The following is a 25,472-nucleotide window of genomic DNA, read 5'->3' on the forward strand; positions in this document are numbered from 1 at the left end:
CCGCATGCCGTAAACGGCCCAACAAAAAAACGCCCGGACTCGTCCGGACGTCCGAACCATGTACCAGTGTCCTGTGTGACCCCTTGGCCCCCGTGCTAGACGAGAACGACATACCGAGAGGTTCCCGTACGAACCACCCAGGCACTCTCGACAGATGAATGTGAGAGGGGTCACCCTGTCATTCATCCACGCGGGGAGGCATGGATGGGCAGGAGCCGCAGAACACTTCCGGAGGAGCTTCTGTTGCTCGCTCTGGACCCGGCCACGGGTACCACAGCGCAGCCGCAGTCGCTCGACCTCGGCCTTGCCGGAGCACAGCTAGTGGAGCTGGCTCTGGCAGGTCGGATAGCCCCTGACGGGGATCGTATCGCCGTGGTGATGCCACGGCCGACCGGAGATCCGACGCTGGACTCCGCACTGGAGCTGCTGCGCAGACGCGGCTCTCCGGTACGGGCCGTGCACTGGATCGGCGGGCCCCGGCTGGGGCTGCGCCAGACGTATCTTTCGCATCTGGAACGCTGCGGCATGGTCCATGCCGTGGAGGGCCAGATGTGCGGGGTGCTGCCGACGACTCGCTACCAGGCGACGGAGACGGCGATCAGCCGGGAGATCAGGGCCCGGCTGGACAGCGCGATCCGCACCGGCGTCCCGCCGGACCCGCGGACCGCGGCGCTCGCCGCGCTGGCCCACGCGGTCGGTCTCGGCAAGCATCTGTACCCCGGCAACGAGGGACGGTCGTCGCGGTCGCGACTGCGCGACCTGATCCGGCACGACCCGATGGGCGGCCTCGTGGCGCATGCCGTCCTCGACGTGCAGAACGGCGCGGGCGCGCAGCCGCGCCGGAGTACGACCGCGGGCGGCGCCGTGCCGTCCCAGCCACGTCGCGGGAGCATGGCGCGCGCCGCCATGTGACGGGACCGCGCGCACCCGGCCCGCGCCGGGTCCGCCGGTTCCTCTCACGACGCTCGCACCACCCGACGCACCACCCGCACCACCTCGCGCGACCCCATGGACCCCATGAACCCCATGCGGCCTCGCGCGATCCGTTACGACCCGCGCGACCCCGTACACCCCCGTACGGCCTCGCGCGGTCTCGTACACCCGGCACGCCGTACATCCGGCACGCCGTACGCCCCTCGCGGCCATACGGCCGCGCAGGGCCCGTACGTTCTCGCACCACCCGGCGCCATCCCGATCACTCACACCGGGAGCCGCATGCGTGTGCGGGACGGTCGTCCTCATGACCGTCCCGTAACCGCATCTCTCGCCGTTTTCCAGCGCACACAGCACTTTTGGTGGCAGTCTGCCAAGCAGTAGATACTCACAGCTACGCAGGCCGACAGCCGGAGGTGCAGTTTCCGTGGCGTCCAGTGTCAACCCCACCGTCAGGCGACGCCGTTTGGGTCAGGAGCTGCGCCGGCTCCGGGAGGCGAAGAACATGACGGCCGAGCAGGTCGCCGAGCGACTTCTCGTCTCCCAGTCGAAGATCAGCCGCCTTGAGAACGGCCGTCGTTCGATCAGCCAGCGCGACGTCCGTGACCTCTGCGGTGTGTACGAGGTCGAGGACGAGCGACTGGTCGATTCGCTCATGCAGATGGCCAAGGACTCGCGCCAGCAGGGCTGGTGGCACGCCTTCGGCGACATCCCGTACAGCGTCTACATCGGCCTGGAGACGGACGCGGAGAGTCTGCGGGTGTACGAGCCGCAGATCATCCCGGGCCTGCTCCAGACCCACGCGTACGCCGAGGCCGTGATCGCGGGCGCGCTGCCCGAGTCGACGCCGTCCGACATCGAGAAACGGGTCCAGGTCCGCACCCGCCGCCAGGAACGGATCCGCAACAACGAACGCCCGCTCCGCCTCTGGGTGGTCATCGACGAGGCCGCGCTGCACCGCCAGATCGGCAGCCGGCGGCTGATGGCCGAGCAGCTGGAGCATCTGGCGGAGCAGTCCAGCCTGCCCCATGTGACCGTCCAGGTACTGCCGTTCCACATGGGCGCGCATCCCGGCATCAGCGGGCATTACGCGATTCTGGAATTCCCGGACACCTCCGACTCCAGTGTGGTCTACATCGAGGGCGTGACGAGCGACCTCTATCTGGAGAAGGCGCAGGATGTCGGCAAGTACAGCGTGATGTACGAGCACTTGAGGGCACAGGCCATGAATGCGGATGACACCCGGGTGTTCATCATGAATATGGCGAAGCAGTACGCCGACGGGGAACCGGACGTTTAAGGGCGACCCGGTCCGGAATGCCGTCAATCGGCGGCGAGTCGGGGAGAAGGCCCGCACGGTACACCCCCGACTCGCCCCGGTGTAAGGACAGTTGGAATATGGCATCCGGTCGAGTGAACGACGGTCCCACTGGACGGGGCCGGACGGGTAGCGTCCCTCACGCCAAGGGAAAGACATTGGCACGTTCCCGTTCGCAGACCCCCTCCTATGCAAAGAACCGGAGTTGAGCATCATGGCCATCATTCAGGGCGCGACCGACACCTGGACGAAGTCCTCCTATTCCGGAGGCAACGGCGCCTGTGTCGAGGTCAAGTCGCCGCTCGTGAACGCGATCGCGGTGCGCGACTCGAAGGCGCCCGAGGGCCCCTCGATCTCCTTCGGACCGGAGTCGTGGAACGCGTTCGTGGGAGACGTGAGCGCCCGGGGCCTGTGACCCCCGGCCGCGCGCCCCGCGCCGCCTGAAGCAGAACCCGCAGAACCCTGAAGCACCGGCAACACCGGTAACACCAGCAGAACCCGGCAACACCAGCGGCACCGGATACACGGGCAGCGCTGGAGACACCGGAGACGTACGAAGCAACGGAGCCCTCTCGACCGGTCCGCCGTCCTGGCCGAGGGGGCTCGGCTTTTCCCCGAAGCCACCTCGGACCCCCGGCCCCCGGACCCCCGGACCCCGACCCTCCTGCGCTCGCACTCGGCTCTCCGGCCATCCGGCGCTCTCAGCCCCCGGACGCGCTCAGTCCCTCGGGTAGCGGGCCAGCCACCCCGGCGACGGATTCGCCGGACCGTGCAGCGCGGGCCCCTGGGTCATCTCCATCGCGAAGTCGTCGGCCAGCTCCAGCACCGTGCCCCGGCCCTCCAGTTCGGCGAGCCAGGCGGGCGGCAGGGCCGTCTCCCCGTGCAGGACGCCGAGCAAGGCGCCGGTGAGCGCGCCGGTCGCCGCCGACGGGCCGTCGTGGTTGACCGCGAGCCGCAGCCCGTGCCGGACGTCCTCGCCGACCAGCACTCCGTACACGGCCGCCGCCAACTGCCCCTCCGCCCGGTCCTCGCCGGCCCCGAGCGCCGTCACCCGCTCCGCGTCCGGCACACCTTCCCGTACGGCAGCCGACGCGGCCCGCAGGGCCTCGGTCACCGGCTCGTGGCCCGGGCGCGGGGTGATCTGGGCCAGGGCCGTCTCCACCGCGCCCTCCACGCTGTCGCCGCGGGCCAGGCCGTGCACGACGACGGCGAAGGCGCCGGCCGCGAGGTACGCGGCGGGCGCTCCGTGGGTCTGTGCCGCGCACTCCACGGCGAGCCGGCAGACCAGTTGCGGTTCCCAGCCGACGAGCAGCCCGAAGGGCGCCGAGCGCACCAGCGCGCCGCAGTCGGCGGCGTCCGGGTTCTTGGGCCGGTCCAGGGTGCCGAGGACGTCGTCGCCGAGGCCGGTCAGACAGGCTCGGGCCGGGTCGCGGCGGGCGTACAGCCACTCCTCGCGGGCCAGCCAGCCGAGATCTGGGCGCCGTTCGTCGGGGCCCCAGTCGCGCTGGGTGGCGGCCCAGCGCAGATGGGCCCGGTGCACGTCGGTGGGCGGGTGCCAGACGCCGGTGTCGCGGCGGACCTGGGCGCGGATCAGGCCGTCGACGGTGAAGAGGGACATCTGGGTGGCGGCCGTGACGGCGCCCCGGCGGCCGTACGCGGGGACCAGGTCGGTCAGCCCCTCGGGGCCGTGGGTCTCGCGCAGGGCGGCCAGGGTGCGGCCGTGCGCGCCGGCGCCGAGCGCGTCGCCGAGTGCGCCACCGAGGAGACAGCCCCGTACCCGCGCGCGGAAGTCCTGCTGTTCGGCGCGGCCCCACACGGCCGCGGCTGTGGTGGTCACGACGTGCCCTCCCCCTGCGAGCTGCCCGAACGCCTGTGCTGTCTGTCGTTCGTCCAGCACTGTAGTGGACCGGGGGCGTCCCTTCAGGGCCCGGATCGTCATGGGAGGGGGCCATTCCGGTGAAGCCGTGGCGAGGTGACGCCACGTCGGAACAAAGCGGCGACGCGAACCAGCGGGACGACAGGAACCGGTGGTGGGCGATCGCGCGCCCGCCACCACGCACGAAGCCGGGGCACCCGCGTACGGGTGCCCCGGCCGGTGCCGCCGAGCCGAGCCGAGTCGAATCAATTCGAATCGAATCGGGCCGAGCGGAGCCGAGTCGAGTCGAACCGTCTCAGCGGCGGACTCTCATCGACGTCATCACGTCGACGACGACATCGAGATCACCGACGACATCGAGATCAGACGTCACCGCCGGACGACCCGGTAGGCCCGCGTCACCGTCTGGTCGACGGAGTTCCCGTCCGCGTCGGTGGCGCTGACCCGCAGCGAGACGAAGCCCGCGGCCGCCGGGTTGGCGATGGTGCCACTCAGGGAGCCGCCCGGGGAGCCACTCGGCTTGCCGTCCAGGCGGACCTCCCGCCAGGACGCGCCGTCGTCGTACGACGCCCACAGCTTCACGCCGGTGACCTTCGGGCCGTCCGTCAGGCCCTTGGGGTGGCGCAGGCCCAGTGCGATCGTGGTCCGGGAGCCGGTGCCCGCGCTGTTGGCCAGGTCGGTGCCGAGCCGGTAGTCGACCGACAGGACCGGAAGAAGGGCCGACGACTGTCCCTGGCCCTGGACGGAGTGGAAGCGCCAGTCGGTGTGGACCTTCGGGGAGGTGGTCCAGCCGGCGGCGTCCCGCTGGACGTCCGTGACCAGGCGGTACTCGGCGCGCTCCGGGCTCATCGGGAAGGCGACGGCCGTGGCGGCCGCGGTGCCGAGCGGCTGCCCGTCCCGGTAGACGGTGGTGGACTCCTTGTCGGTGGCGTGGTTCCCGCCGGCGATCCACTGGTCGCTGCCGCTGTCGAGCAGACCGACGTTCCGCACCACACCGACCGTGCCGACCCGTACGGCCGACTGCTCCATCCCACTCGTCAGAGCGGTGCGGACCACGGCCTTGTTCCAGTCACGGCCGAGCCGCTGTCCGGCGGTGAGCTTGCCCTCCTCCGTCATCAGCGAGGCACCCTCGGCCGTCCACACCGGCCCGACCCGCACGGTCTCGGCGGTGCGCACGCCCGCGGTGACGTACTCGGTGAGGGTGCTCGGCATCGTCCTGCGCTTCAGGGAGAAGTACGCGACCGACTGCATAGGCGTGCGCGTCAGCCGGCTGTACCCGCCCTCGGTGGCGGCGGCGGCGGCGTGGAAGCGGTGGTCGACGGTGGCCAGTTCCCCGGCCCGGACGCGGTAGCGCTGGTCGGCGGGGATGCCGCCATTGCCGTACTTCACCAGCTCGTAGGAGTACGGGCTGACCGCCGTGCCGGTGAAGGTGATCCGGGGATCGCGCAGGGCCAGCATCCGCTCGCCGTCGGTGCCGGAGGCCGTCATCGCGGGGATGCGGGTCTCCTTCGGGCTCCAGTTGCCGGCGATCCAGCCGCCGGGGGTGTCGTTGTAGACGAGGACGGCGAGCGCGCCGGCGTCGGCGGCCGCGTCGACCTGCGCGTACGTCGTGCTCGACGGGTCCCGCTTGACCAGCGCGAGCTTGCCGCGGACGTCCTCGCCGGGCTTGGCCACGCGCAGTGTCTTCGTGCCGTCGAAGCGGGCGGAGCCGGTCCAGCCGTCGAAGTAGGTGACGTCCAGGTCGCGGGTGCCCTGCCCCTTGGCGGCGAGCCGGGCCGAGAGCGCGGGCGCGCTCATCGACCAGCCGACGCGCGACTCGAAGAGGCTGTCGTCGACGGTCGGGGACGGGACCGAGTAGACGGCCGTCGCGCCGCCCAGCCAGGTCTCGCGGCCGTGTATCGCGTCCGCCGTGGGAGAGCGGTCGGCCAGGCCGACGCGGACGAGGTTCGCCTCCGCCGGCAGGGGGGTCCGCATGGTGACCGGGCCGGCCTTGGAGCCGTCGAAGGTGAAGGTGCGGTCCGCGTCGATCACGGTGACCGGCTGGGCCGCGTAGGTGTACTCGTGGAGCATGCTCCAGTCGGGGCTGTAGTGGTAGATCTCCGCGAGGAACGCGTGCTCGCCGCCCGGTATCCGCACCACGGCGGTCCCGTTCTCGTCGACCGGGTAGGTCTCCGGCAGCTCCATCTTGTCCACGGCGGTGACGCTGACCGCGGCGACGCCGTCGGTGGGCTTGCCGTCGCGGTCGAGGACCTTCAGCGTGACGTCGTACTTCCGTACGTCCCGGCCGAAGCCGATCGCGGTCACCGCCGTCGTCCCGCCGTCACCGCGCGCGGTGACGTGCGCGCCGTGCGAGCCGGTCGTGACGCCGGCGGTGTCGAGGGTGACGGCGACGGCGGCGGTGCCGTGCGCCGGGACGGTCACCGAGTCGGCGCCCAGGGCGAGTACGCCGGCGGGCAGCTTCCCACCCGCCTCACCCGCCTCGCCGAGCGAGAGCGCAAGGGTGAGGGGCGCGTCGCCGTCGTTGACGTACGAGATCTCCTTCGTGACCGGCGCCGTGTCGTCCCAGCCGCGCAGCCCGAAGTCGACCGTGCCGCTCGCCGACACCGTCTGCCGGACCGCGCGCGCCACGTCGACGCGACCAGCGCCCTGGGCGTACACGGAGGTGTCGGCGGTCGTCTTCGCGGCGCTGATCAGGGCGTCCTTCAGACGGGCGGCCGTCCAGTCGGGGTGACGCTGGGCGAGGATCGCGGCCGCGCCGGCCACGTGCGGCGTCGCCATGGAGGTGCCGCTCGCCCGGGTGTAGAGGTCGCCGACCGGGGTGCCCATCGTCGTACCGGCCGCGCGGGCCGCGACGATCCCGGCGCCCGGGGCGGTGATCTCCGGCTTGAGTCCGCCGTCGCCGCGCGGGCCCCTGCTGGAGAAGTCGGTGACGGCGTCGTGCGCGTCCACGGCGCCGACCGTCAGGGCCGCGGCGGCCGCGCCGGGGCTGCCGACGGTCTTCGCGCCGGGACCGCTGTTGCCCGCCGCGATGGTGAACAACACACCGGTCTCGGCAGTCAGTTCGTCGACGGCGAGGGCCATGGGGTCGGTGCCGTCGGCGCCGTCCCCGCCACCCAGGCTCATGGAGACGACCTTCGCGCCGGAGTGCGCGGCCCAGTCCATGCCCTCGATGATCGAGGACTCCGAGCCGGAGCCGTCGTCGCCGAGGACCTTGCCCACCATCAGCTTGGCGCCGGGGGCCACACCCTTGTACGTGCCGCCGGAGGCGGCGCCGCTGCCGACGATCGTGGACGCCACATGCGTACCGTGGCCGTGGCCGTCGCGCGCGGTCTCGCCGGGCACGAAGCTGCGGCTCTCCTCGATCCGTCCGGCGAGATCGGGGTGGCCGGCGTCGACGCCGGTGTCCAGCACCGCGACCTTGACGCCGGTGCCGTCGTATCCGGCGGCCCACGCCTCGGGGGCGCCGATCTGCGGGACGCTCTTGTCGAGCAGCGCCTCGACCCTGCCGTCCAGCCAGACGCGCTGAATGCCGCCCGCCAGACGGGACTTGGCGGTGCCGGCCCGGGCGCTGTCGTCGTCGACGGCCTCCCAGAACGTGTCACCCTTGCCCTTGTCGGCACTGACGGCCGCACCGTGCACGCCGGGGAGCTTCCGGACCAGCCGGGCACCGTCGGGGACTGCGGTCCGCCGGCCGTCGCCGTCGCCGTCGTAGCGGACGATCAGCGGGGTCGCCGTGCTGTGGGCGTCGTCGAGGCCCTGGGCGATCAGCCGCGTCACGTTGAACAGCCGTTTGTCCACACGGCCGTTGTGGATCAGCGGCTCGACGTCCCGGGGGATCACGTACACGTCGGTGCCGACGGTGTACGTCCGCAGCCCCGCGGCGCTCTTGCGGTACGGCTGGACGTCGACCCCGACGGTCTTCCCGGCCCGGGTGGCCACCGTGACCCGGTCGCCGGTCACCAGGGTGACCGTCGTGGTGCGGACGGCGTCCCGGGACGCGGGCGCGGCGGTCACCCGGTCCTTCCCGGCCGGTCCGCCACCGGCCGGTCCGCCACCGGCCGATCCGCCACCGGCCGATCCGCCGCCGCCCTCCGCGGGGAGCGTGGCGGCGCCGTACGCGTGGCCGCCGGCGGCCATCGTGGCGGCCAGGGCGAAGCCGAGCAGCGCGGTCGTCCGTCTGCGTCGTCGCATGCTGAAGCACTCCTTCCGCCGGGCGGCGGGGGTTCCGGCCCGGCGGAACCAAGAGTCGACAGAAACGAACACTTCCGCCACGGCCCGTGTCTGACGAAGAAGCGACATGTCCACTCGCCGCCAACTTGCCAGGACGACCGGGCCTTTGAGGGCACCCCTGTGGTATGCGGCGCTCTCGTTTCCGGTGGGTCCCCTGTGCTTTGATCACGCCGTGCTCTTCAGGCATACGCGCAGGCCGGGCCGGGTGGAGGCATCGTGGGGACAGAGAACATGCTGGAGGGCGCGGGGGTCGGCGCCGGGGAGGAGCGGGTGTACCGCTTCCTCGTCGGAGCGCGCGAGGCCGACGCAGCCACCGTCGCGGAACGGCTGGGGCTCGACGAGGCCCGGGCCGACGGGCTGCTCTCGGCGCTCCACGACAAGGGTCTGGTGGGCCGGGTCGCCGAACCGCCGGGACGCACCTCGCCAGGGCGTGCCGCGCCGGGTGGCGACCCGGCGCGCTACGTCCCGGTGGCGCCCGACGCGGCGCTGCGTCCGCTGCTGCTGCGCGGGCACGAGGCCCTGGAGTGGGCGCGGCGGGGCGTGGACCAACTCGCCGAGGAGTACCGGGCCGGGGGCCGGCGGCACGCCGCCGACGAGCTGGTCGAGATCATCACCGGGGCGGGCGTGATCCGCCAGCGGCTGCGCCATCTCGCCTACGGGGCCCGGGAGATGCGCTGGCTGTGCAAGGCCAACCCGGTCGCCCTGGCCGCGGAGGAGAACGACGAGGAGTGGGAGCTGCTGGCCCGGGGCGTGCGGTACCGGACGATCTACGAGCGTGAACTCCTCGAACAGCCGGGCATGGTGGACAACGTCGAGCGGAGCATCCGCGCGGGCGAGCAGGCCCGGGCGACGGAGACGCTGCCGGTGCGGCTGGTGATCGCGGACAGCTCGATCGCCATCTGCCCGCTGGTGTACGGGAGTACGGACGGGGGCGGGGGCGGGTCTGGGGGTGGGGGTTATGGCGGCGACGGTGACGGTGACGCGGGCCGGGGCGCCGCGGGCGGCCGGGCCCCGGCGAGCCGGACGGGCGAGCCGACGGCCGCCGTGGTCCACAGCAGCAGCCTGCTGGACGCGCTGATCGCCCTGTTCGAAAGCCAGTGGGCGGCGGCGTCCCCGCTGCATGTCACGGACTCCGGCGAGCTGGCCGATTCCGGGGACAGTCCCCTGCCGACCGTGCACCTCGCCGAGGACGAACGGTATCTGCTGTCGCTGATCGTCGCCGGGGTCGCGGACAAGGCGATCGCCTCCCAACTGTGGGTCAGCCAGCGCACGGTGCAGCGTCGGATCCAGGCCCTGATGCAGCGCGCGGGGGCCCTGACCCGGACGCAGCTGGTGTGGCAGGCGGCGCAGCGGGGGTGGCTGGCGTAGGGGTGGGGGCGAAGGCGGGGCGGGGAGGCCGACGCACGTACGCACGCACGTAGCCCCGCGCCGGCCCGGACCGGGGAGGCCGGGGCCCGACGTGCGTACGAGGGCGCGCCCCACGCCGGGGAAGCCGGGTCCTCGGCCTCAGCCCCGGCAGCCCGCCCCCTCCTCCGCCTCAGGCCCGGTCGCCCGCGCCCTCCACCGGCAGGACCGGCAGCAGCTCCGGCAGATGCCCGTCCGAGGCCTTCGCCGCCCGCTGCCGCTCTTCCGGCACCTCCCCGTAGAGGGTCGTGCGCAGCCGGGACGGCCGGCCCGCCGCGTCGGCGATGGCGGCGAGGTCGCGGATCGAGCGGTACGACCCGTAACTCGATCCGGCCATACGGGAGATGGTCTCCTCCATCAGCGTGCCGCCGAGGTCGTTGGCGCCCGAGCGCAGCATCTCGGCGGCGCCCTCCGTACCGAGCTTCACCCAACTGGTCTGGATGTTGGGGATATACGGGTGGAGCAGCAGCCGGGCCATCGCGGTGACGGCGCGGTTGTCGCGGATGGTCGGCCCGGGCCGGGCGATGCCGGCGAGGTAGACGGGCGCGTTGGTGTGAACGAACGGCAGGGTGACGAACTCCGTGAAGCCACCGGTCCGTTGCTGGATGCGGGCGAGGGTGCGCAGATGCCCGAGCCAGTGCCGGGGCTGGTCCACATGCCCGTACATCATCGTCGAGGAGGACCGCAGACCCAGCTCGTGGGCGGTGGTGATCACCTCGATCCAGGTGGCGGCGGGCAGCTTGCCCTTGGTGAGCACCCAGCGGACCTCGTCGTCGAGAATCTCGGCGGCGGTGCCCGGGATCGAGTCGAGTCCGGCCTCCTTGGCGGCGGTCAGCCACTCGCGGATCGAAAGCCCGGTGCGGGAAGCGCCGTTGACGACCTCCATCGGCGAGAAGGCGTGCACATGGATGCCGGGGACGCGTTCCTTGACGGCCCGCGCGATGTCGAAGTAGGCGGTGCCGGGCAGATCGGGGTGGATGCCGCCCTGCATGCAGACCTCGACGGCGCCGACGTCCCAGGCCTGCGCGGCCCGGTCGGCGACCTGGTCCAGGGAGAGGGTGTACGCGTCGGCGTCGGTGCGCCGCTGGGCGAAGGCGCAGAACCGGCAGCCGGTGTAACAGACGTTGGTGAAGTTGATGTTGCGGGTGACCAGGTACGTCACCTCGTCGCCGACGGCCGACTTCCGCACGTCGTCGGCGACCGAGCACAGCGCGTCCAGGGCCGGGCCGTCGGCGTGCAGCAGGGCGAGGGCCTGAGCGTCGGTGAGCCGGGTCGGGTCGTCGGCGGCGACGGCGAGCGCCTCGCGCGCGTCGGCGTCGATCCGTTCGGGCGCGGACGCGAGCGCGTCGGGGGTCATCCCCGGCGCGGCGGCCTCGCGCAGCGCGTCCCAGTCCCCGTAGACGTGGTCGAAGTCCTCGCGCCGGTCGGCGGTGCGGCCGGTGGTGTCGATGGTGCGGTGCAGGTCGGTCCGGCCGGCGGCGAGCGCGGTGAACGACTCGTCGGGCTCCTGCCAGGGCAGCCCGCGCACCACCGCGGCGGGGTCGGCGAGCCCGGTGCCGGGGTCGGCGAGGGCGCGGACGTGCGGCAGCACCCGCGGGTCCAGCCACGGCTCGCCGCGCCGCACGAACTCCGGGTACACACAGAGCCGTTCGCGCAGCTCGAAGCCGGCGGCGGCGGACCGCCGGGCCAGTTCCTCGATGGCGGGCCAGGGACGCTCGGGGTTCACATGGTCGACGGTGACGGGCGACACCCCGCCCCAGTCGTCGATCCCGGCGGCGATCAGCCGCTCGTAGGCGGAGTCGACGAGGTTCGGCGGGGCCTGGAGGCAGGCCGAGGGCCCCATGATGAGCCGGGCGACGGCGACGGTGGCGACCAGGTCGTCGATCTCCGCGTCCGGCGCGGCGCGCATGGCCGTGTCCGGCTTGGCGCGGAAGTTCTGGATGATGAGTTCCTGGACGCCGTGGTAGGCGCGGGCGATCCGGCGCAGCGCGAACAGCGAGTCGGCGCGCTCCTCGTACGTCTCGCCGATGCCGATCAGGAGCCCGCTGGTGAAGGGGACGGAGGAGCGTCCCGCGTCCTCCAGGACCCGCAGCCGGACGGCCGGTTCCTTGTCGGGCGAACCGTAGTGCGGCTGCCCGGGCTCCTCCCACAGCCGCCGCGAGGTCGTCTCCAGCATCATCCCCATGCTGGGCGCGACGGGCTTGAGCCGCTGGAAGTCGGTCCAGGACAGCACCCCGGGGTTGAGGTGCGGCAGCAGCCCGGTCTCCTCCAGGATCCGGATCGCCATGGCCCGTACGTACGCGATCGTGTCGTCGTACCCGTGCGCGTCCAGCCACTCCCGCGCCTCGGGCCAGCGGTCCTCGGGCTTGTCGCCGAGGGTGATCAGGGCTTCCTTGCAACCGAGTGCGGCACCCTTGCGGGCGATCTCCAGGACCTCGTCCGGCGACATGAACGCCTGGTGCCCGTCGCGCCGCAGCCGGCCCGGGACGGTGACGAAGGTGCAGTAGTGGCACTTGTCCCGGCAGAGCCGGGTGAGCGGTATGAACACGCTCTTCGAGTACGTGACGACCCCGGGCCGCCCGGCCTCGGCGAGCCCCGCGTCCCGCACCCGCCCGGCCGTGGCGACCAGGTCGGCCAGATCCTCCCCGCGCGCCCGCAACAGCACGGCTGCTTCCCCCGCGTCCAGCGCCACCCCGTCCCGGGCCCGGCGCAGGGCCCGGCGCATGGCGTTCCCGGTGGGGCGGGAGGGGCCGGAGGGCGCGTGTGATGCCTGGTGATCCGTCATGAACCGAGCATACGAGCCGGGTGCGGGGCGGACCGAGAACGGGCGGGAGGGGACGGGACGGGCAGCGGCGAGAGCAGGACAGTGCGGGAGCGGCGGGGACGGGGCGGGCGGGACACGGGGAGGGGGTCTCACACGTACTGGACGTAGTCGTCCAGAACACCCAGTACCGTGCCCTCGTCGCCGGGCGGGAGTTGGAGAATGACCTCCTCGCAGCCAAGTTCGGCGTAGCGGGCGAGCTTGCCGGGGCTCGGATGGACGGCGTACGGGACGACCTGGAGGGCCTTCGGGTCGCGGCCGGCCTCCTCCCAGGCCGTACGGAGTACCGGCAGGGTCTCGGCAAGCCCGCTGCCTCCGATGGGGAGCCAGCCGTCGGCGCGGGCGGCGATCTCGGCGAAGAGCCGGGGGCCCGCCGCACCGCCGATCAGGATGCGCGGGGCGCCGCCGGCCGGCTTGGGCCAGGCCTCCGAGGGGCCGATGGAATGGCCGAAACGGCCTTCGTGAGCGGTGGGATCGGGTGCCCACAGGGCACGCATCAGATCGAGTCGGTCGGAGACGAGAGAGCGCCGGGTGGACCAGTCGACTCCGTGCCCGGCGGCTTCCTCGCGGTTCCAGCCGAGGCCGACGCCGAGAGTGAACCGGCCGCCGGAAAGGTGGTCGAGGGTGGCGATCTGTTTGGCGAGATCGATCGGGTCGTGCTGGGCGACCAGGGTGATGCCGGTGCCGAGCCGGAGGTGTTCGGTGACGGCGGCGACCTGGGCGAGGGCCACGAACGGGTCGAGCGTCCGGGCGTACTCGCGGGGCAGCGGGCCGCCCGCCGGATAGGGGCTCTCGCGGGAGAGCGGGATATGGGTGTGCTCGGGCAGATAGAGGCCGCCGAAGCCGCGCTCTTCGAGCGCGCGGGCCAGCCGCACCGGGGTGATGGTCTCGTCGGTCAGGAAGATCGTGGTCGAGATCCGCATAACGGAACGGTAGGGCGTACGGCGCGGTTTGCCGAGGGCGCGTGGAGTACCGGGGTGGCGGAATCCCTCTCACCCACTCCCCCGCCCCCATGCGCCTCTTTCACCCCGCACACGCGGGCCCGCACCCGTCAGCCGTCAGCCGATAGCCGGCTGTGAATCCGCCAGATCGCCGTAACCGCCCGCCTCCCACACCCGCTGCCGGAACTCCTGGAGCGTGAGCGGCCGGATGTCCCCCTGGGGGTCGTCGGCGAGGTGGACGGTGCCGCAGCGGTGGCAGTACCAGCCGCGCCCCCACAGCTCCTCCGCCCGGGCCCGGCGCCGGGTCTTGTGGACGAAGGCGTTCCGGCGCCGGACGAGTGCGACGGCCACCAGGGCGGTGACGCACAGGGCGACCAGGGAGACCCAGCCCAGGAAGGCCAGATCGGGGCCGAGGTGGTGCGCGTGATCCACAGCGTACGGGTCAGTGACGTCGCCCACCGGCCCGGGGTCGGGGACCTGATCGGCGGACGAGAAGGCGCTCCCCGCGAAGACCCAGCCCATGAACGATCCAACGGTCACGAACCCGGCGAGGACGCCGAGGCAGCCGAGGGCGTAGCCCGGCTCCTTCGGTACGGGCGCCAGCGCCTCGGCCAGGGCGGTGGTCACCGGCCGGGCGACCGTCCGTGTGTCGCCGTCGGCGTCCCGTTCGCGGCTGGTGACGGTGGTCCGGCCGGCGAGGTACACGGCGGGCACCGCCTGCGTCCGGTCGTCCCGCCCGCACCTCGGACATCTGTGGCCGTTCGCCGAAATCATGTTTCCCCCCGTGCTCGGATCTTCATACGGTGGCCGCATGCTGACACGCCTTGAGACCTTCTACGACTCCATCCCCCGGACCGGTTCCCGCGCCGAGGACTTCGGTCCGCTCACGCTCTTCGTACGGGAGGGCGCCGGCTGGCCCTATTACGCGCGGCCCACGCTCGGGCACGCCGGCGAGGTGCCGGTCGCGGCGGTGGAACGGGTCCGGGCCCGGCAGCGGGAGCTGGGGGTGCCCGAGGCGTTCGAGTGGGTCGCCGAGGCGACCCCGGGGCTGCGGGCGGCCGTGGAGGCGACCGGGCTCCCGGTACACGAGCACCCGCTGATGGTCCTGGAGCCGGCCGAGGAGCGGCGGCTCCCCCGGCCCGAAGGCGTGGTCATACGGGTCGTGGAGCCGGCCGACCCCGCGCTGGAGAGCGCGCTCGCGGCCCAGTGCGCGGCGTTCGGCGCGCCGCTCGCGCCGGATGCCGTCGCGGCCACGGCGGCCCGGATCGAAGCGGGCCTCACCCGCCTGGTGGCGGCCGTCGACGCGAACGGCACGGCGCTCGCCGCCGGTCAGCTCCAGTCGGCGGGGCCGGTCACCGAGGTCGTCGGCATCGGCACCCGCCCGGCGGCCCGCCGCCGCGGCCTGGGCCTCGCGGTGACGGCCGCCCTGGTCGAGGACGCCCGCGCCCGCGGCGCCGAAACGATCTTCCTGTCGGCCACGGACGCCTCGGTGGCCCGCCTCTACGCCCGCCTCGGCTTCCGCACGATCGCGACGGCGCTGATCGCGGAGGCCTAGGTTCCGGAGAACCGATAGCGGGAAATTCTCTACGAGGTGTCACATTTCCGGGGGTTCGGCGCGTCATGGAAGTGAGAGCGAACGGGATCGAGAGACACGGAGAACCGACCATGACGCACGAGATCACACCCCTGCCTCTCCTCCACTTCCCCACCCCCACCCCACTCCTGCAACCCGCCCCTCACCGTCTCCCCCACCCACCTCACCCCACCCACACGCGGCACCCCTCCCCACACCTCTCACTCAAGCGGGAGGGGTGCGGGGCGGTGCGCCACGACGCGGACGGGAGCGGGGGCCGGGGAGGGGGTCGTGTTCGAAACGTAAAGCGTGATTTGTGGCGCGGAAACAGCAACGCCTCGCGCACAAGTCAGGGTCCCGCGCCGTAAATCATGCAGTGCAGAACACGACCCCCGGACCGGCCCCCGCGCACCCACCACGAACCCCAGCGCACCGCCCCAGCACCCCGAACGCGCCCCCACGCCCCGCACCACCACGCCACGCCCACCCGCACAGCACAGCGCACCCGCACCACCGCCCCGCCCAGCAGCGCGCAGCGCCCCGCCCCGCCCCGCCGAAAACGACAACGCGGCGGGACCCCCCACGGGCCCGCCGCCTTGCCTTCCTTCGCCGTTCGCCCGTCGAGTCAGTCCTCGACGATGAGCGAAGGGGTCTCCTTGGTGAGGACCAGGCCCCGGAAGAAGTCGGGGCTCCGGCGCTGCATCACCAGCATGATGACGAGTCCGAGGAGGAGGAGTCCGACGCCGATGACGAACACGGATCCGACGCCGAGGACGGCCGATCCGGAGCCGTAGGCGGGGTCCCACATGTCGTACATGGTCTTGCAGAAGACCGCGGTCAGGAGCACGCCGCCGAGCAGCGGGAACAGGCCCTTGAAGACGACGTCACGGAAGGAGGCGGTCAGCTCGCGGCGGAAGTACCAGACGCAGGCGAACGCCGTCAGCGCGTAGTAGAAGCAGATCATCAGGCCGAGCGCGTAGATCGTGTCGACGAGGACGTGTTCGCTGACGAGGGTCATCACCGTGTAGAAGACGCCGGTGGCGACGCCGGCGACGACGGTGGCCTTGCCGGGGGTCTTGAAGCGCGGGTGGACGCGGGCGTAGGAGGCGGGCAGCGCCTCGTACGTGGACATCGCGAGCACGGTGCGGGCCACGGGGATGAACGTCGTCTGCAGGCTGGCGGCGGCCGACGCGAGGACGGCGACGAACAACAGAAGACCGAGGACGGGGCCCATGACGGGGCCGGCGAGCGCGGCGAAGACGTTGTCGGAGGTCTCCGGGTTGGCGAGGCCGAGGCCCGTGTCGCCGGAGCCGACGGCCATCTGCGCGGCGATGCCGGTGGCGAGGTAGGAGCCGACCAGGACGAGCATCGCGATGAGGGCGGCGCGGCCGGGGGTCTTCGCGGAGCCGGTGGTCTCCTCGTTGGCCGTCAGGCAGGCGTCCCAGCCCCAGTACATGAAGATCGACAGCGAGAGTCCGGCGGTGAACGCGGCGAAGGACTGCACCGCGAAGGGGTTCATCCAGGACCAGGAGAAGTCGACCGAGGTCTCAAGGGTGCCGGCCTTCGACAGCGCCATGGCCACGAAGACGGCCAGGACGAGGAGCTGGAGGCCGACGAGCGCGTACTGCACGCCCTTGGTGGCGGTCATGCCGCGGTAGCTGATGGCGGTGGCGGCGGCGATGAGACCGAGGCAGGTGACGATGTGGACGGCTTTGTTGCCGTCGAGCGCGGCGACCGAGGGACTGTTGGTGATCTCCCCGGCCAGCAGCCAGAAGTACGAGGTCGCGACACCGGCCAGGTTGGACAGGACGATGATCGTCGCGATGACGAGGCCCCAGCCGCACATCCAGCCGACGCGGGGGCCGAAGGCCTTCACCGTCCAGGTGAAGGAGGTGCCGCAGTCCGGCATGACCTTGTTGAGCTCGCGGTACGCGAATGCGACGAGCAGCATCGGGAGGAAGCCCGCGAGGAAGACGGCGGGCATCTGGAGGCCGACCTCGCCGGCGGTGGAGCCGAGGGTCGACGTCAGACAGTAGACGGGGGCGACGGTGGAGACGCCGATGACGGCGCTGCCGAGCAGGCCGACGGAATTGCCACCGAGGCCCTTGGTGCGTACGCCGTTGTTGTCGCCCGGTGCGGCGACGCCCCTTACCGTGTCTCCGGCCTGGGGCCGCGCGTCCAGCTGAGTCATGAACAGGACGTTAAATGCTGCGGTTTCCACATCCGGAAGATCAAGTTCCGGTCAACGGTTCGGCGAGCGCCTTGCATTGAGAGGGTCGAATCGACTAGGCGCCAATGATTGAAAGATCCACCACCGGACCGACCGACCAACTGGTAGGTAGGTCGAGGGGCGTCCGATATGCGGGAACCGCAGCACCATCCCATATGTCCGTTTCCAAAATTTCCCGTGGAATTTTCGGGAACGCCCGCCACCCCCCGTTTCCCGGCCTTGACGACCCCTCCCACCGCGGCCCTTCCTCAGCCGCCGGGCCAGACCAGCGCCTGAAGTTCGCTGTACGCGTGCAGCGCGTACGAGCCCACGTCCCGCCCGATCCCGCTCCGCTTGAACCCACCGAAAGGGGCCTCCATGTTCCGGCCGATCGTGTTGATCCCGACCCCGCCCGAACGCAGCCGTCCCGCCACCCGAAAGGCGCGGGCCATATCGCCGGACCACACGTAGTCGATCAGCCCGTAGTCGGTGTCGTTCGCGAGCGCGACGGCCTCGTCCTCGTCGTCGAAGGGCAGCACCACGACCACCGGGCCGAAGATCTCCTCCCGCACCACCCGCATCCCGGGCGCGCAGTCCACGAGGAGGGTCGGCGCCACATAGAAACCGCGCTCCAGGCCGGGCCCGTCAGGCCGTTCGCCGCCCGCGACGACGCGCGCGCCCTCGTCGCGGCCGAGCGACACATACCCCTCCACCCGGTCGCGATGGGCCGCCGAGACGACCGGCCCCACCATCGTGCCCCGGTCCGCCGGGTGTCCGACCGTCAACGCCCCCGCGTAGCCGGCCAGCCCCGCCACCAGCCGATCGTGGATCGCGCGCTGGACGAGGACCCGGGTCGGAGCCGTACAGATCTGCCCGCTGTAGAAGGAGAACGTCGTGCCGATCCCGCGGACCGCCGCGGCGAGACCCCGCTCGTCCAGGTCGTCGAAGACCAGCGCCGCGCCCTTGCCGCCGAGTTCCATCAACTGCCGCTTCAACATGCCCCCGCACACCGCGCCGATCGCCTGCCCGACGGCCGTGGAACCCGTGAAGGAGACCATGTCGACCTCAGGCGAGCCGACGACCGCCTCGCCGACGGCGGGCGAGGAGCCGGTGACCACGTTCACCACACCGTCCGGGACACCCGCCTCCGCCAGGGCGCGGGCCATCGCGTACACCGACAGCGGGTCCTGTGGGGCAGGCTTCACCACGACCGTGTTGCCGAGCGCGAGCGCGGGGGCGATCTTGCCGGCCGGGTTGGCCCAGGGGTTGTTGTACGAGGTGACACAGGCGACCACGCCCACCGGGCGCCGTACCGCCAGCGCGCCCAGCACACTGGACGGGCCCATCGGACCGGCCTCGTTGATCTGCGGGGGCAGCGCCCGCTCCACCGGCTCCAGGGCACCGCGCGCGTACCGCCGGAAGCGGGCGGCGGCGACGGCTACCTGCATACCGCGCGCGGTCGCGGTGGTCGCGCCGCTCTCCCGGCGGGCGAGCCGGGTGTGCGCCTCGGCGTCGCGGGCGATGAGGGCGGCGGCCCGGTCGAGGATCGCGGCGCGTTCCTCCGGCTTCGTGCGGGACCACACGGCGAAGGCGGTGCGGGCCGCGTCCGCCGCCGCGTCCACCTGGGCCCGGGAGGCCTCGGGGGCGAGGCCGACGATCTCCTCGGTGGCGGGGTCGACGACCTCGTAGTACCCGCCGTCGGGCTCGACCCGTTCCCCTGCGATGAAGAGGAGTTCGGGCCCGGGGTCTTCCTGGCTCATCGGGTGCTCACCGTCCTCGTGTCGCGGCCCGAGCGCAGCACCCGGCCGGGGACGGCCCCGGTCAGCCGGTCGTCGCGGACGGTCTCCACACCGTTGACGCGGACCGACACGACGCCGAGGGCCCGCGAGTCCAGTCGGGGGCTCGCGCCCGGCAGGTCGTGGACGAGGGTCGCGGGGCCCGCGTCGATCCGTTCGGGGTCGAAGAGCACCAGGTCGGCATGGTGGCCGACGGCGATCCGGCCGCGGTCGCGCAGTCCGAACAGCCGGGCCGGGTCGTCGCTGAGCATCCGCACGGCCCGCTCCAGCGGCACCAGTCTCCGCCCGCGCAGACAGTCGCCGAGGAAGCGGGTGGTGTACGGGGCTCCGCACATCCGGTCCAGATGGGCGCCCGCGTCGGAGCCGCCGAGCAGGACGTCCTCGTGCCGCCAGGTCTCGCGGCGCAGGGCCCAGGACGCCGGGTCGTTGTCGGTGGGCATCGGCCACAGCACGGTGCGCAGTCCGTCGGCGGCGCAGATCTCGACGAGGCAGTGGAAGGGGTCCTGGCCGCGTTCGGCGGCGATGTCCTCGACGACACGGCCGGTCAGGCCGTCGTTGGCGGCGCTGTAGGTGTCGCCGACGACGTAGCGGCCGAAGTCGGTGAGGCGCCGGAAGACACCGGCCTTGGGGGAGACGGCGTGGCGCAGCAGTTCCGCGCGGACGGCGGGGTCGCGCAGACGCGCGATCCGTTCGGGGACGGGCAGCCCGAGGATCCCGCCCCACCCCGGGATCAGGTTGAGGGCGCAGAAGGTGCCGAGCGACATGTTCATGGGAGTGAGGATCGGCATGGTGAGAGCGACGATCCGGCCACCGGACGCGCGGGCCCGTTCGGAGGCGAGGAGCTGGCGGGGGACGCGTTCGGGGACGGCGGAGTCGATGGTGAGGACGTTCCAGTTGAGGGGGCGTCCGGCGGCCGCGCTCATCTCGACGAGCAGGTCGATCTCGGCGTCCGAGAACCGGTCGAGGCAGCCGGCCACGATGGCCTCGATCTGGGTGCCCTCGTGTCTCCCGACGGCGCGGGCGAGGACGAGCAGTTCGGCGGGGGTGGCGTGCCGGGAGGCGACGGGGGCGCCGTCGCCGTCGGAGTGGGTGGCGGACCGGGTGGTGGACAGCCCCCACGCGCCGGCGGCCATGGCCTCTTCGAGGAGCGCGGTCATCCGCTCCAGCTGGGCGGGGGTGGCCCGGCCGCCGATCGCGTCCGGGCCCATCACGTACCGGCGCAGGGCGCAATGGCCCACCATGAAACCGGCGTTGACGGCGATCCGGCCGTCGAGGGCGTCGAGGTACTCGGCGAAGGACGACCAGGCCCAGTCGACCCCCTCCTCCAGGGCGGTCAGGGACATGCCCTCGACCTTGGCCATCATCCGGCGCGTGTAGTCGGCGTCCTCGGGGCGGCCGGGGTGCAATGGGGCGAGGGTGAAGCCGCAGTTGCCGCCGACGACGGTGGTGACGCCGTGGTGCAGGGAGGGGGTGGCGTACGGGTCCCAGAAGAGCTGGGCGTCGTAGTGGGTGTGCGGGTCGACGAAGCCGGGAGTGAGGACGAGCCCGCGTGCGTCCTCCTCGGTGCGGGCCGCCACGTCGCCGGTGGCGGCGCCGGGTTCCGCGACGAGCGCGATCCGGCCGGCTCGGATGCCGACGTCGGCGGTACGGGCGGGGGCACCGGTGCCGTCGACGACGGTGGCGCCCTTGACCAGGTGATCGAGCATGGCGTGCCGTTCCCTTCCCTTCGGATCCCGTCGGTCCGGATCCCGTTGGTTCGAGCCCCCGCCCCCTTCGCGGACCGCCCCCGCGCATCCCCGTGCTCCTGGGGTCCGCCCGCTCGCGTCCCGTACTCCCGCGTCCCGTACTCCCGAGGTACGGCCCTTCCGAGCCGGCCCCGACTGCTCCCGCCCCTCCGCCCCCGTCCTTCCGGGGCCCTGGCCACGCGGGGTGTGCCCCGGACCGGCGGTCGCCGCGGAACGGCCGCCGGCCGGGGCGGTGACGGGACGGCGGTCCGGGAAGACACCGCCCCGCGCTGGATGACCGGACGAGCCCCGGAGCCCTCGCGCCCCGGGGCCGGCCCGGAACACCGGGACAACGGGACACCGGAACTCTCGAAACCCCCGGCCCCGAAGCCCCGGAGCGAGAACCCGGCCCCCGGATCTCAGCCCCGAGCCCCCGGGCCCCGGCCCGTCGCTCAGCTTCCGGCGGACTGCCGGAAGCGGGAGGTCCGGTGGACGGGGTCGGTGTCGATCCGCGGGATCACGTGCTCGCCGATCAGCTTGATGGTGTTCATCGTGTCCTCGCTGGAGATGCCGATCGGCAGACCGAAGGAGAGCTGGTCGGCGCCCGCCTCTTCCCAGCGCCGGCACTGGGCGAGCACCTCGCCCGGGTCGCCGCAGATCATCAGCTCCTCCTGGATGAGGAGTTCGATGATCTCGGCGGAGTACTCGGGCAGCAGCTCGGGCCACTCGGGGATGCCCTCGGGGCGCGGGAAGGTGTCGTGGTAGCGGAAGAGCAGCGACTGGAGGTAGTTGAGCCCGCCGCCGACGGCGATCTCGACGGCCTTCTCGTGGGTCTCGGCGCAGATCGCGGTCGAGGTGACCATGACGTTGTCGTTGACGAAGTCGCCGACCGCCCGCGCCTCCTTGATCGCGGTCTTGTACGACTCCAGGACCCACTCCATGTCGGAGACCTTCTGCACGCTGAAGCCGAGGACGCCGAGGCCCTTCTTGCCCGCCATGGCGTACGAGGAGGGGGAGCCGGCCGCGTACCACATGGCCGGGTGCGACTTCCCGTACGGCTTGGGCAGCACCTTGCGCGGCGGGAGCGACCAGTGCTTGCCCTGGAACCCCTCGTACTCGTCCTGGAGCCACATCTTGGGGAATTCGGCGATCGTCTCCTCCCAGATCTCCTTGGTGTGGTTCATGTCGGTGATGCCCGGCATGAACCCGAGGATCTCGTGGGAGCCGGCGCCCCGGCCGGTGCCGAACTCGAAGCGCCCGCCCGAGAGATGGTCGAGCATGGCGACCTTCTCGGCTACCTTCACCGGGTGGTTGACCGGAGCGAGCGGGTTGAAGATGCCGGATCCGAGGTGGATGCGGTCGGTGGCGTGGGCGAGGTAACCCAGGAAGACGTCGTTGGCGGAGAGGTGGGAGTACTCCTCCAGGAAGTGGTGCTCGGAGGCCCAGGCGTACTTGAAGCCGGACGCGTCGGCCTGGATGACGTACTCGGTCTCCTCCATCAGGGCCTTGTGCTCGGCCTCGGGATCGCTCTCGGCTCGCTTGCCGACGTATCCCTGAACGAAGATCCCGAATTCCAAGGAAGTTCACCACCCTCGCAGCTTTCTGACGCTTCGTCAGATTCATTGATGTGCCCGACTCTCGCACCGCGCCCCGGACCCGTCAATAGCCGATGGACCGTCAGGTCAGCGGCCCCCGGCCCGCACACCGGCAGCACCCGGTGGCGGCGCTCAGACCAGACTGACACCCGCGAGCCAGCCGCCGTCGATCACGAACGGCTGTCCGGTGATGTACGAGGAGTCCTCCGAGGTCAGGAACAGCGCGAGCGCGGCCACCTCCTCGGGCTGCCCGATCCGCCGCAACGGCACCTTCGTGCGGTAGAGATCGGTCACCACCGCCGGGTCCACGCCCTCCGGGTGGCTCATCGCGGTGTCGATGGCGCCCGGGCAGATCGCGTTGACGCGGATGCCGCCCGCCGCCAGTTCGATGGCCGCGACCCGGGTGAGCCCGAGCACCGCGTGTTTGGTCGCGGTGTAGGCGCCGGCCCCCGCCATCCCCGTCATCCCGGTGTACGACGAGGTGTTGACGATCGTGCCGCCGCCGGCCGCCGTGATCTCGGGCGCGACCGCGCGGATGCCCAGGAAGCAGCCCGTCTGGTTGACCTGGACCATCGACTGGAACTCCTCCAGCGGCGTCTCCACCAGCGCGTTGAACCGCACGATCCCGGCGTTGTTGATCAGCCCGTCGATCCGGCCGAAGCGCTCCTTCGTGGCCGCGACCGCCGCCGACCAGTCGTCCTCCCGCGTCACGTCCAGGTGGACGTACACCGCCCGCTCCGCCCCCAGCTCCTTCGCCACCGCCCGGCCGGGCTCGTCCAGCACGTCCCCCAGAACCACCCGGGCGCCCTCGGCGGCGAACAGCCGCGCCTCCTGCTCACCCTGTCCGCGCGCCGCACCCGTGATCACGACGACACGCCCGTCCAGCTTGCCCATGAAGCCACACTCCTCAGTTCAGGTGGGGAGCGACCTCGGCGGCGAACGCCGCCATCTGGTCGGTGAGTTCGGTGCGGCTCCGGCTGCGGAACCGCACCTGGATCTGTTCCACGCCCATCTCGCCGTACGCGCGCAGGGACGCGGCGAGTGCCCGCGGGTCCCCGCTCAGGGCCCGCCGGCCGATGTCCCAGCCGGGCACCCCGACGTACAGCGGCTCGGTGAGGGCACCGATGGTGACCGGCTCCTCGATCCCGGCCTTCTCGCGCAGCCCCTTCAACTTCCCGATCAGCTCCGGCAGTCGGTCGCGCGGATCACCCTGCGGCAGCCAGCCGTCTCCCTTGAGCGCGGCGCGGCGCAACGCGGCGGGCGAGGAACCGCCGATCCAGAGAGGGATCCGCTCCTGGACGGGCCGGGGCGCGAGGGCGAGATCCCGGAAGGCGAACCGCGCGCCGGTGTGTTCCGGGCATTCGTCCGGCCCGAGTGCGGCCCGCAGCGCGTCGACGCTCTCGTCGAGCACGGCGCCTCGGCCGGCGAAATCGGCCCCGACCGCCGCGAATTCCTCCGCCACATGCCCGGCCCCGACCCCGAGGACCAGCCGGCCCCCGGAGAGCCGGTCCAGGGTCGCGCAGGCCTTGGCGGTGAGCAGCGGATGCCGCAGCCCGACGACGGCGACATGGGTGAGGAGCCGCACCCGCTCGGTGGTGGCGGCGAGGAAGGAGAGGGTGGCGACCGGGTCGTACCAGACGGTCCCCATCGCGTCGGCGAGCCGCCGCGGGATGGCGACATGGTCGCAACAGGCGATGTAGTCGAACCCGCAGGTGTCGGCGGTCCGCGCGACCGCGACCAGATCGCCGGGCCCGGCGGCGGCCTCCCAGGGTTCGGCGTAGAGGGTGCTCTGCGACTGCACGGGCAGTTGTATCCCGTAGACCACCATGGGACTCCCCCTTATCTGACGTCACGTCATATACCCCGGCGGGTCATGCTCGTACCTGACGTTCCATCAGACAAGGGGCGGGGTGCGGCGGCCCATGCGGCGAGGGCTCGCGCGAGGAGCTGTGATGACATGTGACTCTATGTACCCATGGGAGTCACGGAGAGACGTGGCGTGACATGGCTGTGACATAGATCGACATCGGCGGTGACACGGGGCGCCAGGCGCGCACGGAGCGCGAGGCGCGCCCCCGTCTTCACTTCGAGCGCGCGCGGGCATGGGGAACCGCCCGGCGGCCTCGCACGCCCGGCACCCGAGCCGCCCGGCACCCGAGCCGCCCGGCGGGCTGTCGGGCCGCCGGGCGGGCTGTCGGGCCGCCGGGCGGGCTGTCGGGCCGCCGGGCCGTCGCCGGGCACCACCCCGCGTGGGACAGCCGGCCGCTGAACCATTCGAGCGGTATACCGCTCTCGATTCCCCCGCGGCGGTTTAGCGCGTTCGAGGTACCGGAATCCTGCACTTCGGGCGGATCTCGCCCCTTTCGAACAGAGAAGGGACTCGATGCCATGAAGGGCCTCGCACAGAGGGTCCTGGCGCTTGCCGCTGTCGCCACCACGGCGATCACGATCGGCGCCGTTCCGGCTTCGCACGCCCAGGCCCGCGCCCATCAACCCATTTCCCCGGAACTCGGCATCCAGTTCAACCCCGACGGCGACCCTGGCCAGTGCGGTGGGCGAACAGGCGAACAGTGGAAGCCCGAAGGGATCGCGACCGACCCGATCCGCTTCGACACCGACTCCCGACCGGGCGGCTGCCGGCTCGCCTTCGGTATCTTCGACCCGGACAATCGGCTGGCGGGTGAGCACATCACCTACACGTTCCGGGCCACCCCCGGCGCGGACCACGCCCAGTGCGGAAACGAGGGTGTCCATCAGATGCCGATCCAGACGGGGTCCCGGGGCTTCGGTCCCAGCATCCGGATCGACACCGACAACCGGCCAGGCGGGTGCGATCTCACCTTCGACTTGTCGAGCTCTGCCACCACGACGTCGCTCTTCGTCGGCTACTCCTCGGACGGCGACCGCGCCCAGTGCGGCAACGCCTCACCGTTCCCGGGTAGCTTCAGCCCCGTGGACAACGACCGCTCGGTGACCGTCCGTATCGACACCGACGACCGGCCCGGCGGCTGCCGGCTCCAACTGCGACTGGGTTCCTAGGGCTGTCCGGCGG

The 25,472-nt window shown here is 72.1% G+C and carries 17 protein-coding genes; 6 read left to right on the top strand and 11 right to left on the bottom strand.

What is annotated here, in order from left to right:
- Positions 1 to 204 precede the first annotated feature (204 nt).
- The 3 genes from ACGFRB_RS19400 (at position 205) to ACGFRB_RS19410 (ending at position 2,666) form a co-directional block, all read left to right on the top strand.
- Complete coding sequence (locus ACGFRB_RS19400; protein WP_363002834.1) at positions 205 to 912, top strand: GPP34 family phosphoprotein; 708 nt, start codon at positions 205 to 207, stop codon at positions 910 to 912.
- A gap of 448 nt (positions 913 to 1,360) precedes the next feature.
- Entirely contained in the window at positions 1,361 to 2,233 is an 873-nt protein-coding gene (locus ACGFRB_RS19405; RefSeq protein ID WP_363002832.1) for a helix-turn-helix transcriptional regulator, read from the top strand.
- Positions 2,234 to 2,465: 232 nt separating this feature from the next.
- Positions 2,466 to 2,666 (top strand): DUF397 domain-containing protein, encoded by a 201-nt coding sequence (locus ACGFRB_RS19410; protein WP_363002830.1) that lies wholly within the window; start codon positions 2,466 to 2,468, stop codon positions 2,664 to 2,666.
- A 303-nt stretch (positions 2,667 to 2,969) separates the two neighbouring features.
- On the opposite strand, the gene ACGFRB_RS19415 is transcribed toward ACGFRB_RS19410, so the two are convergent.
- Together ACGFRB_RS19415 and ACGFRB_RS19420 are read right to left on the bottom strand one after the other, a co-directional pair.
- Positions 2,970 to 4,088 (bottom strand): ADP-ribosylglycohydrolase family protein, encoded by a 1,119-nt coding sequence (locus ACGFRB_RS19415; protein WP_363002828.1) that lies wholly within the window; start codon positions 4,086 to 4,088, stop codon positions 2,970 to 2,972.
- 408 nt (positions 4,089 to 4,496) lie between these two features.
- The gene (locus tag ACGFRB_RS19420; protein ID WP_393244442.1) at positions 4,497 to 8,318 is read right to left on the bottom strand and encodes a S8 family peptidase; all 3,822 of its coding nucleotides are present in this window, start codon (positions 8,316 to 8,318) and stop codon (positions 4,497 to 4,499) included.
- 270 nt (positions 8,319 to 8,588) lie between these two features.
- On the opposite strand from ACGFRB_RS19420, the gene ACGFRB_RS19425 reads away from it, so the two are divergent.
- Positions 8,589 to 9,725, top strand: a complete 1,137-nt coding sequence (locus ACGFRB_RS19425; RefSeq protein WP_393244637.1) for a helix-turn-helix domain-containing protein — start codon at positions 8,589 to 8,591, stop codon at positions 9,723 to 9,725.
- 169 nt (positions 9,726 to 9,894) lie between these two features.
- Here ACGFRB_RS19425 and ACGFRB_RS19430 read toward each other — a convergent pair whose 3' ends face one another.
- The 3 genes from ACGFRB_RS19430 to ACGFRB_RS19440 all read right to left on the bottom strand — a co-directional run bounded on the left by ACGFRB_RS19430 (position 9,895) and on the right by ACGFRB_RS19440 (position 14,237).
- Positions 9,895 to 12,546 (bottom strand): bifunctional FO biosynthesis protein CofGH, encoded by a 2,652-nt coding sequence (locus tag ACGFRB_RS19430; RefSeq protein WP_393244444.1) that lies wholly within the window; start codon positions 12,544 to 12,546, stop codon positions 9,895 to 9,897.
- Positions 12,547 to 12,674: 128 nt separating this feature from the next.
- Positions 12,675 to 13,505: an LLM class F420-dependent oxidoreductase gene (locus ACGFRB_RS19435; protein WP_393244446.1), complete on the bottom strand. Its 831-nt coding sequence runs from the start codon at positions 13,503 to 13,505 to the stop codon at positions 12,675 to 12,677.
- Positions 13,506 to 13,640: 135 nt separating this feature from the next.
- Positions 13,641 to 14,237, bottom strand: a complete 597-nt coding sequence (locus tag ACGFRB_RS19440) for a hypothetical protein (RefSeq protein WP_393244448.1) — start codon at positions 14,235 to 14,237, stop codon at positions 13,641 to 13,643.
- A gap of 97 nt (positions 14,238 to 14,334) precedes the next feature.
- Between ACGFRB_RS19440 and ACGFRB_RS19445 the strand changes: the two genes are divergently transcribed.
- Positions 14,335 to 15,078, top strand: coding sequence for a GNAT family N-acetyltransferase (locus tag ACGFRB_RS19445; RefSeq protein ID WP_393244450.1), 744 nt, complete (start codon positions 14,335 to 14,337; stop codon positions 15,076 to 15,078).
- 643 nt (positions 15,079 to 15,721) lie between these two features.
- On the opposite strand, the gene ACGFRB_RS19450 is transcribed toward ACGFRB_RS19445, so the two are convergent.
- The 6 genes from ACGFRB_RS19450 to ACGFRB_RS19475 all read right to left on the bottom strand — a co-directional run bounded on the left by ACGFRB_RS19450 (position 15,722) and on the right by ACGFRB_RS19475 (position 24,248).
- Complete coding sequence (locus ACGFRB_RS19450; RefSeq protein WP_393244452.1) at positions 15,722 to 17,287, bottom strand: APC family permease; 1,566 nt, start codon at positions 17,285 to 17,287, stop codon at positions 15,722 to 15,724.
- Positions 17,288 to 17,574: 287 nt separating this feature from the next.
- The gene (locus ACGFRB_RS19455; protein ID WP_393244454.1) at positions 17,575 to 19,065 is read right to left on the bottom strand and encodes an aldehyde dehydrogenase family protein; all 1,491 of its coding nucleotides are present in this window, start codon (positions 19,063 to 19,065) and stop codon (positions 17,575 to 17,577) included.
- Positions 19,062 to 20,807 carry an amidohydrolase family protein gene (locus ACGFRB_RS19460; RefSeq protein WP_393244455.1) on the bottom strand — a complete coding sequence of 582 codons (1,746 nt, stop codon included), beginning with the start codon at positions 20,805 to 20,807 and terminating at the stop codon, positions 19,062 to 19,064. The genes ACGFRB_RS19455 and ACGFRB_RS19460 overlap by 4 nt, the downstream gene beginning before the upstream one ends.
- 470 nt (positions 20,808 to 21,277) lie before the next feature.
- Positions 21,278 to 22,402 (bottom strand): LLM class flavin-dependent oxidoreductase, encoded by a 1,125-nt coding sequence (locus tag ACGFRB_RS19465; RefSeq protein ID WP_363002808.1) that lies wholly within the window; start codon positions 22,400 to 22,402, stop codon positions 21,278 to 21,280.
- 150 nt (positions 22,403 to 22,552) lie between these two features.
- On the bottom strand, positions 22,553 to 23,314 hold the full coding sequence (locus ACGFRB_RS19470) for an SDR family NAD(P)-dependent oxidoreductase (protein ID WP_363002806.1): 762 nt from the start codon (positions 23,312 to 23,314) through the stop codon (positions 22,553 to 22,555).
- Positions 23,315 to 23,327: 13 nt separating this feature from the next.
- Complete coding sequence (locus ACGFRB_RS19475) at positions 23,328 to 24,248, bottom strand: LLM class F420-dependent oxidoreductase (RefSeq protein ID WP_393244457.1); 921 nt, start codon at positions 24,246 to 24,248, stop codon at positions 23,328 to 23,330.
- Between the two features lie 560 nt (positions 24,249 to 24,808).
- Between ACGFRB_RS19475 and ACGFRB_RS19480 the strand changes: the two genes are divergently transcribed.
- On the top strand, positions 24,809 to 25,459 hold the full coding sequence (locus tag ACGFRB_RS19480) for a hypothetical protein (RefSeq protein WP_393244459.1): 651 nt from the start codon (positions 24,809 to 24,811) through the stop codon (positions 25,457 to 25,459).
- Positions 25,460 to 25,472 lie beyond the last annotated feature (13 nt).

The organism is Streptomyces sp. NPDC048718, assembly GCF_043198875.1.
Classification (GTDB): domain Bacteria; phylum Actinomycetota; class Actinomycetes; order Streptomycetales; family Streptomycetaceae; genus Streptomyces.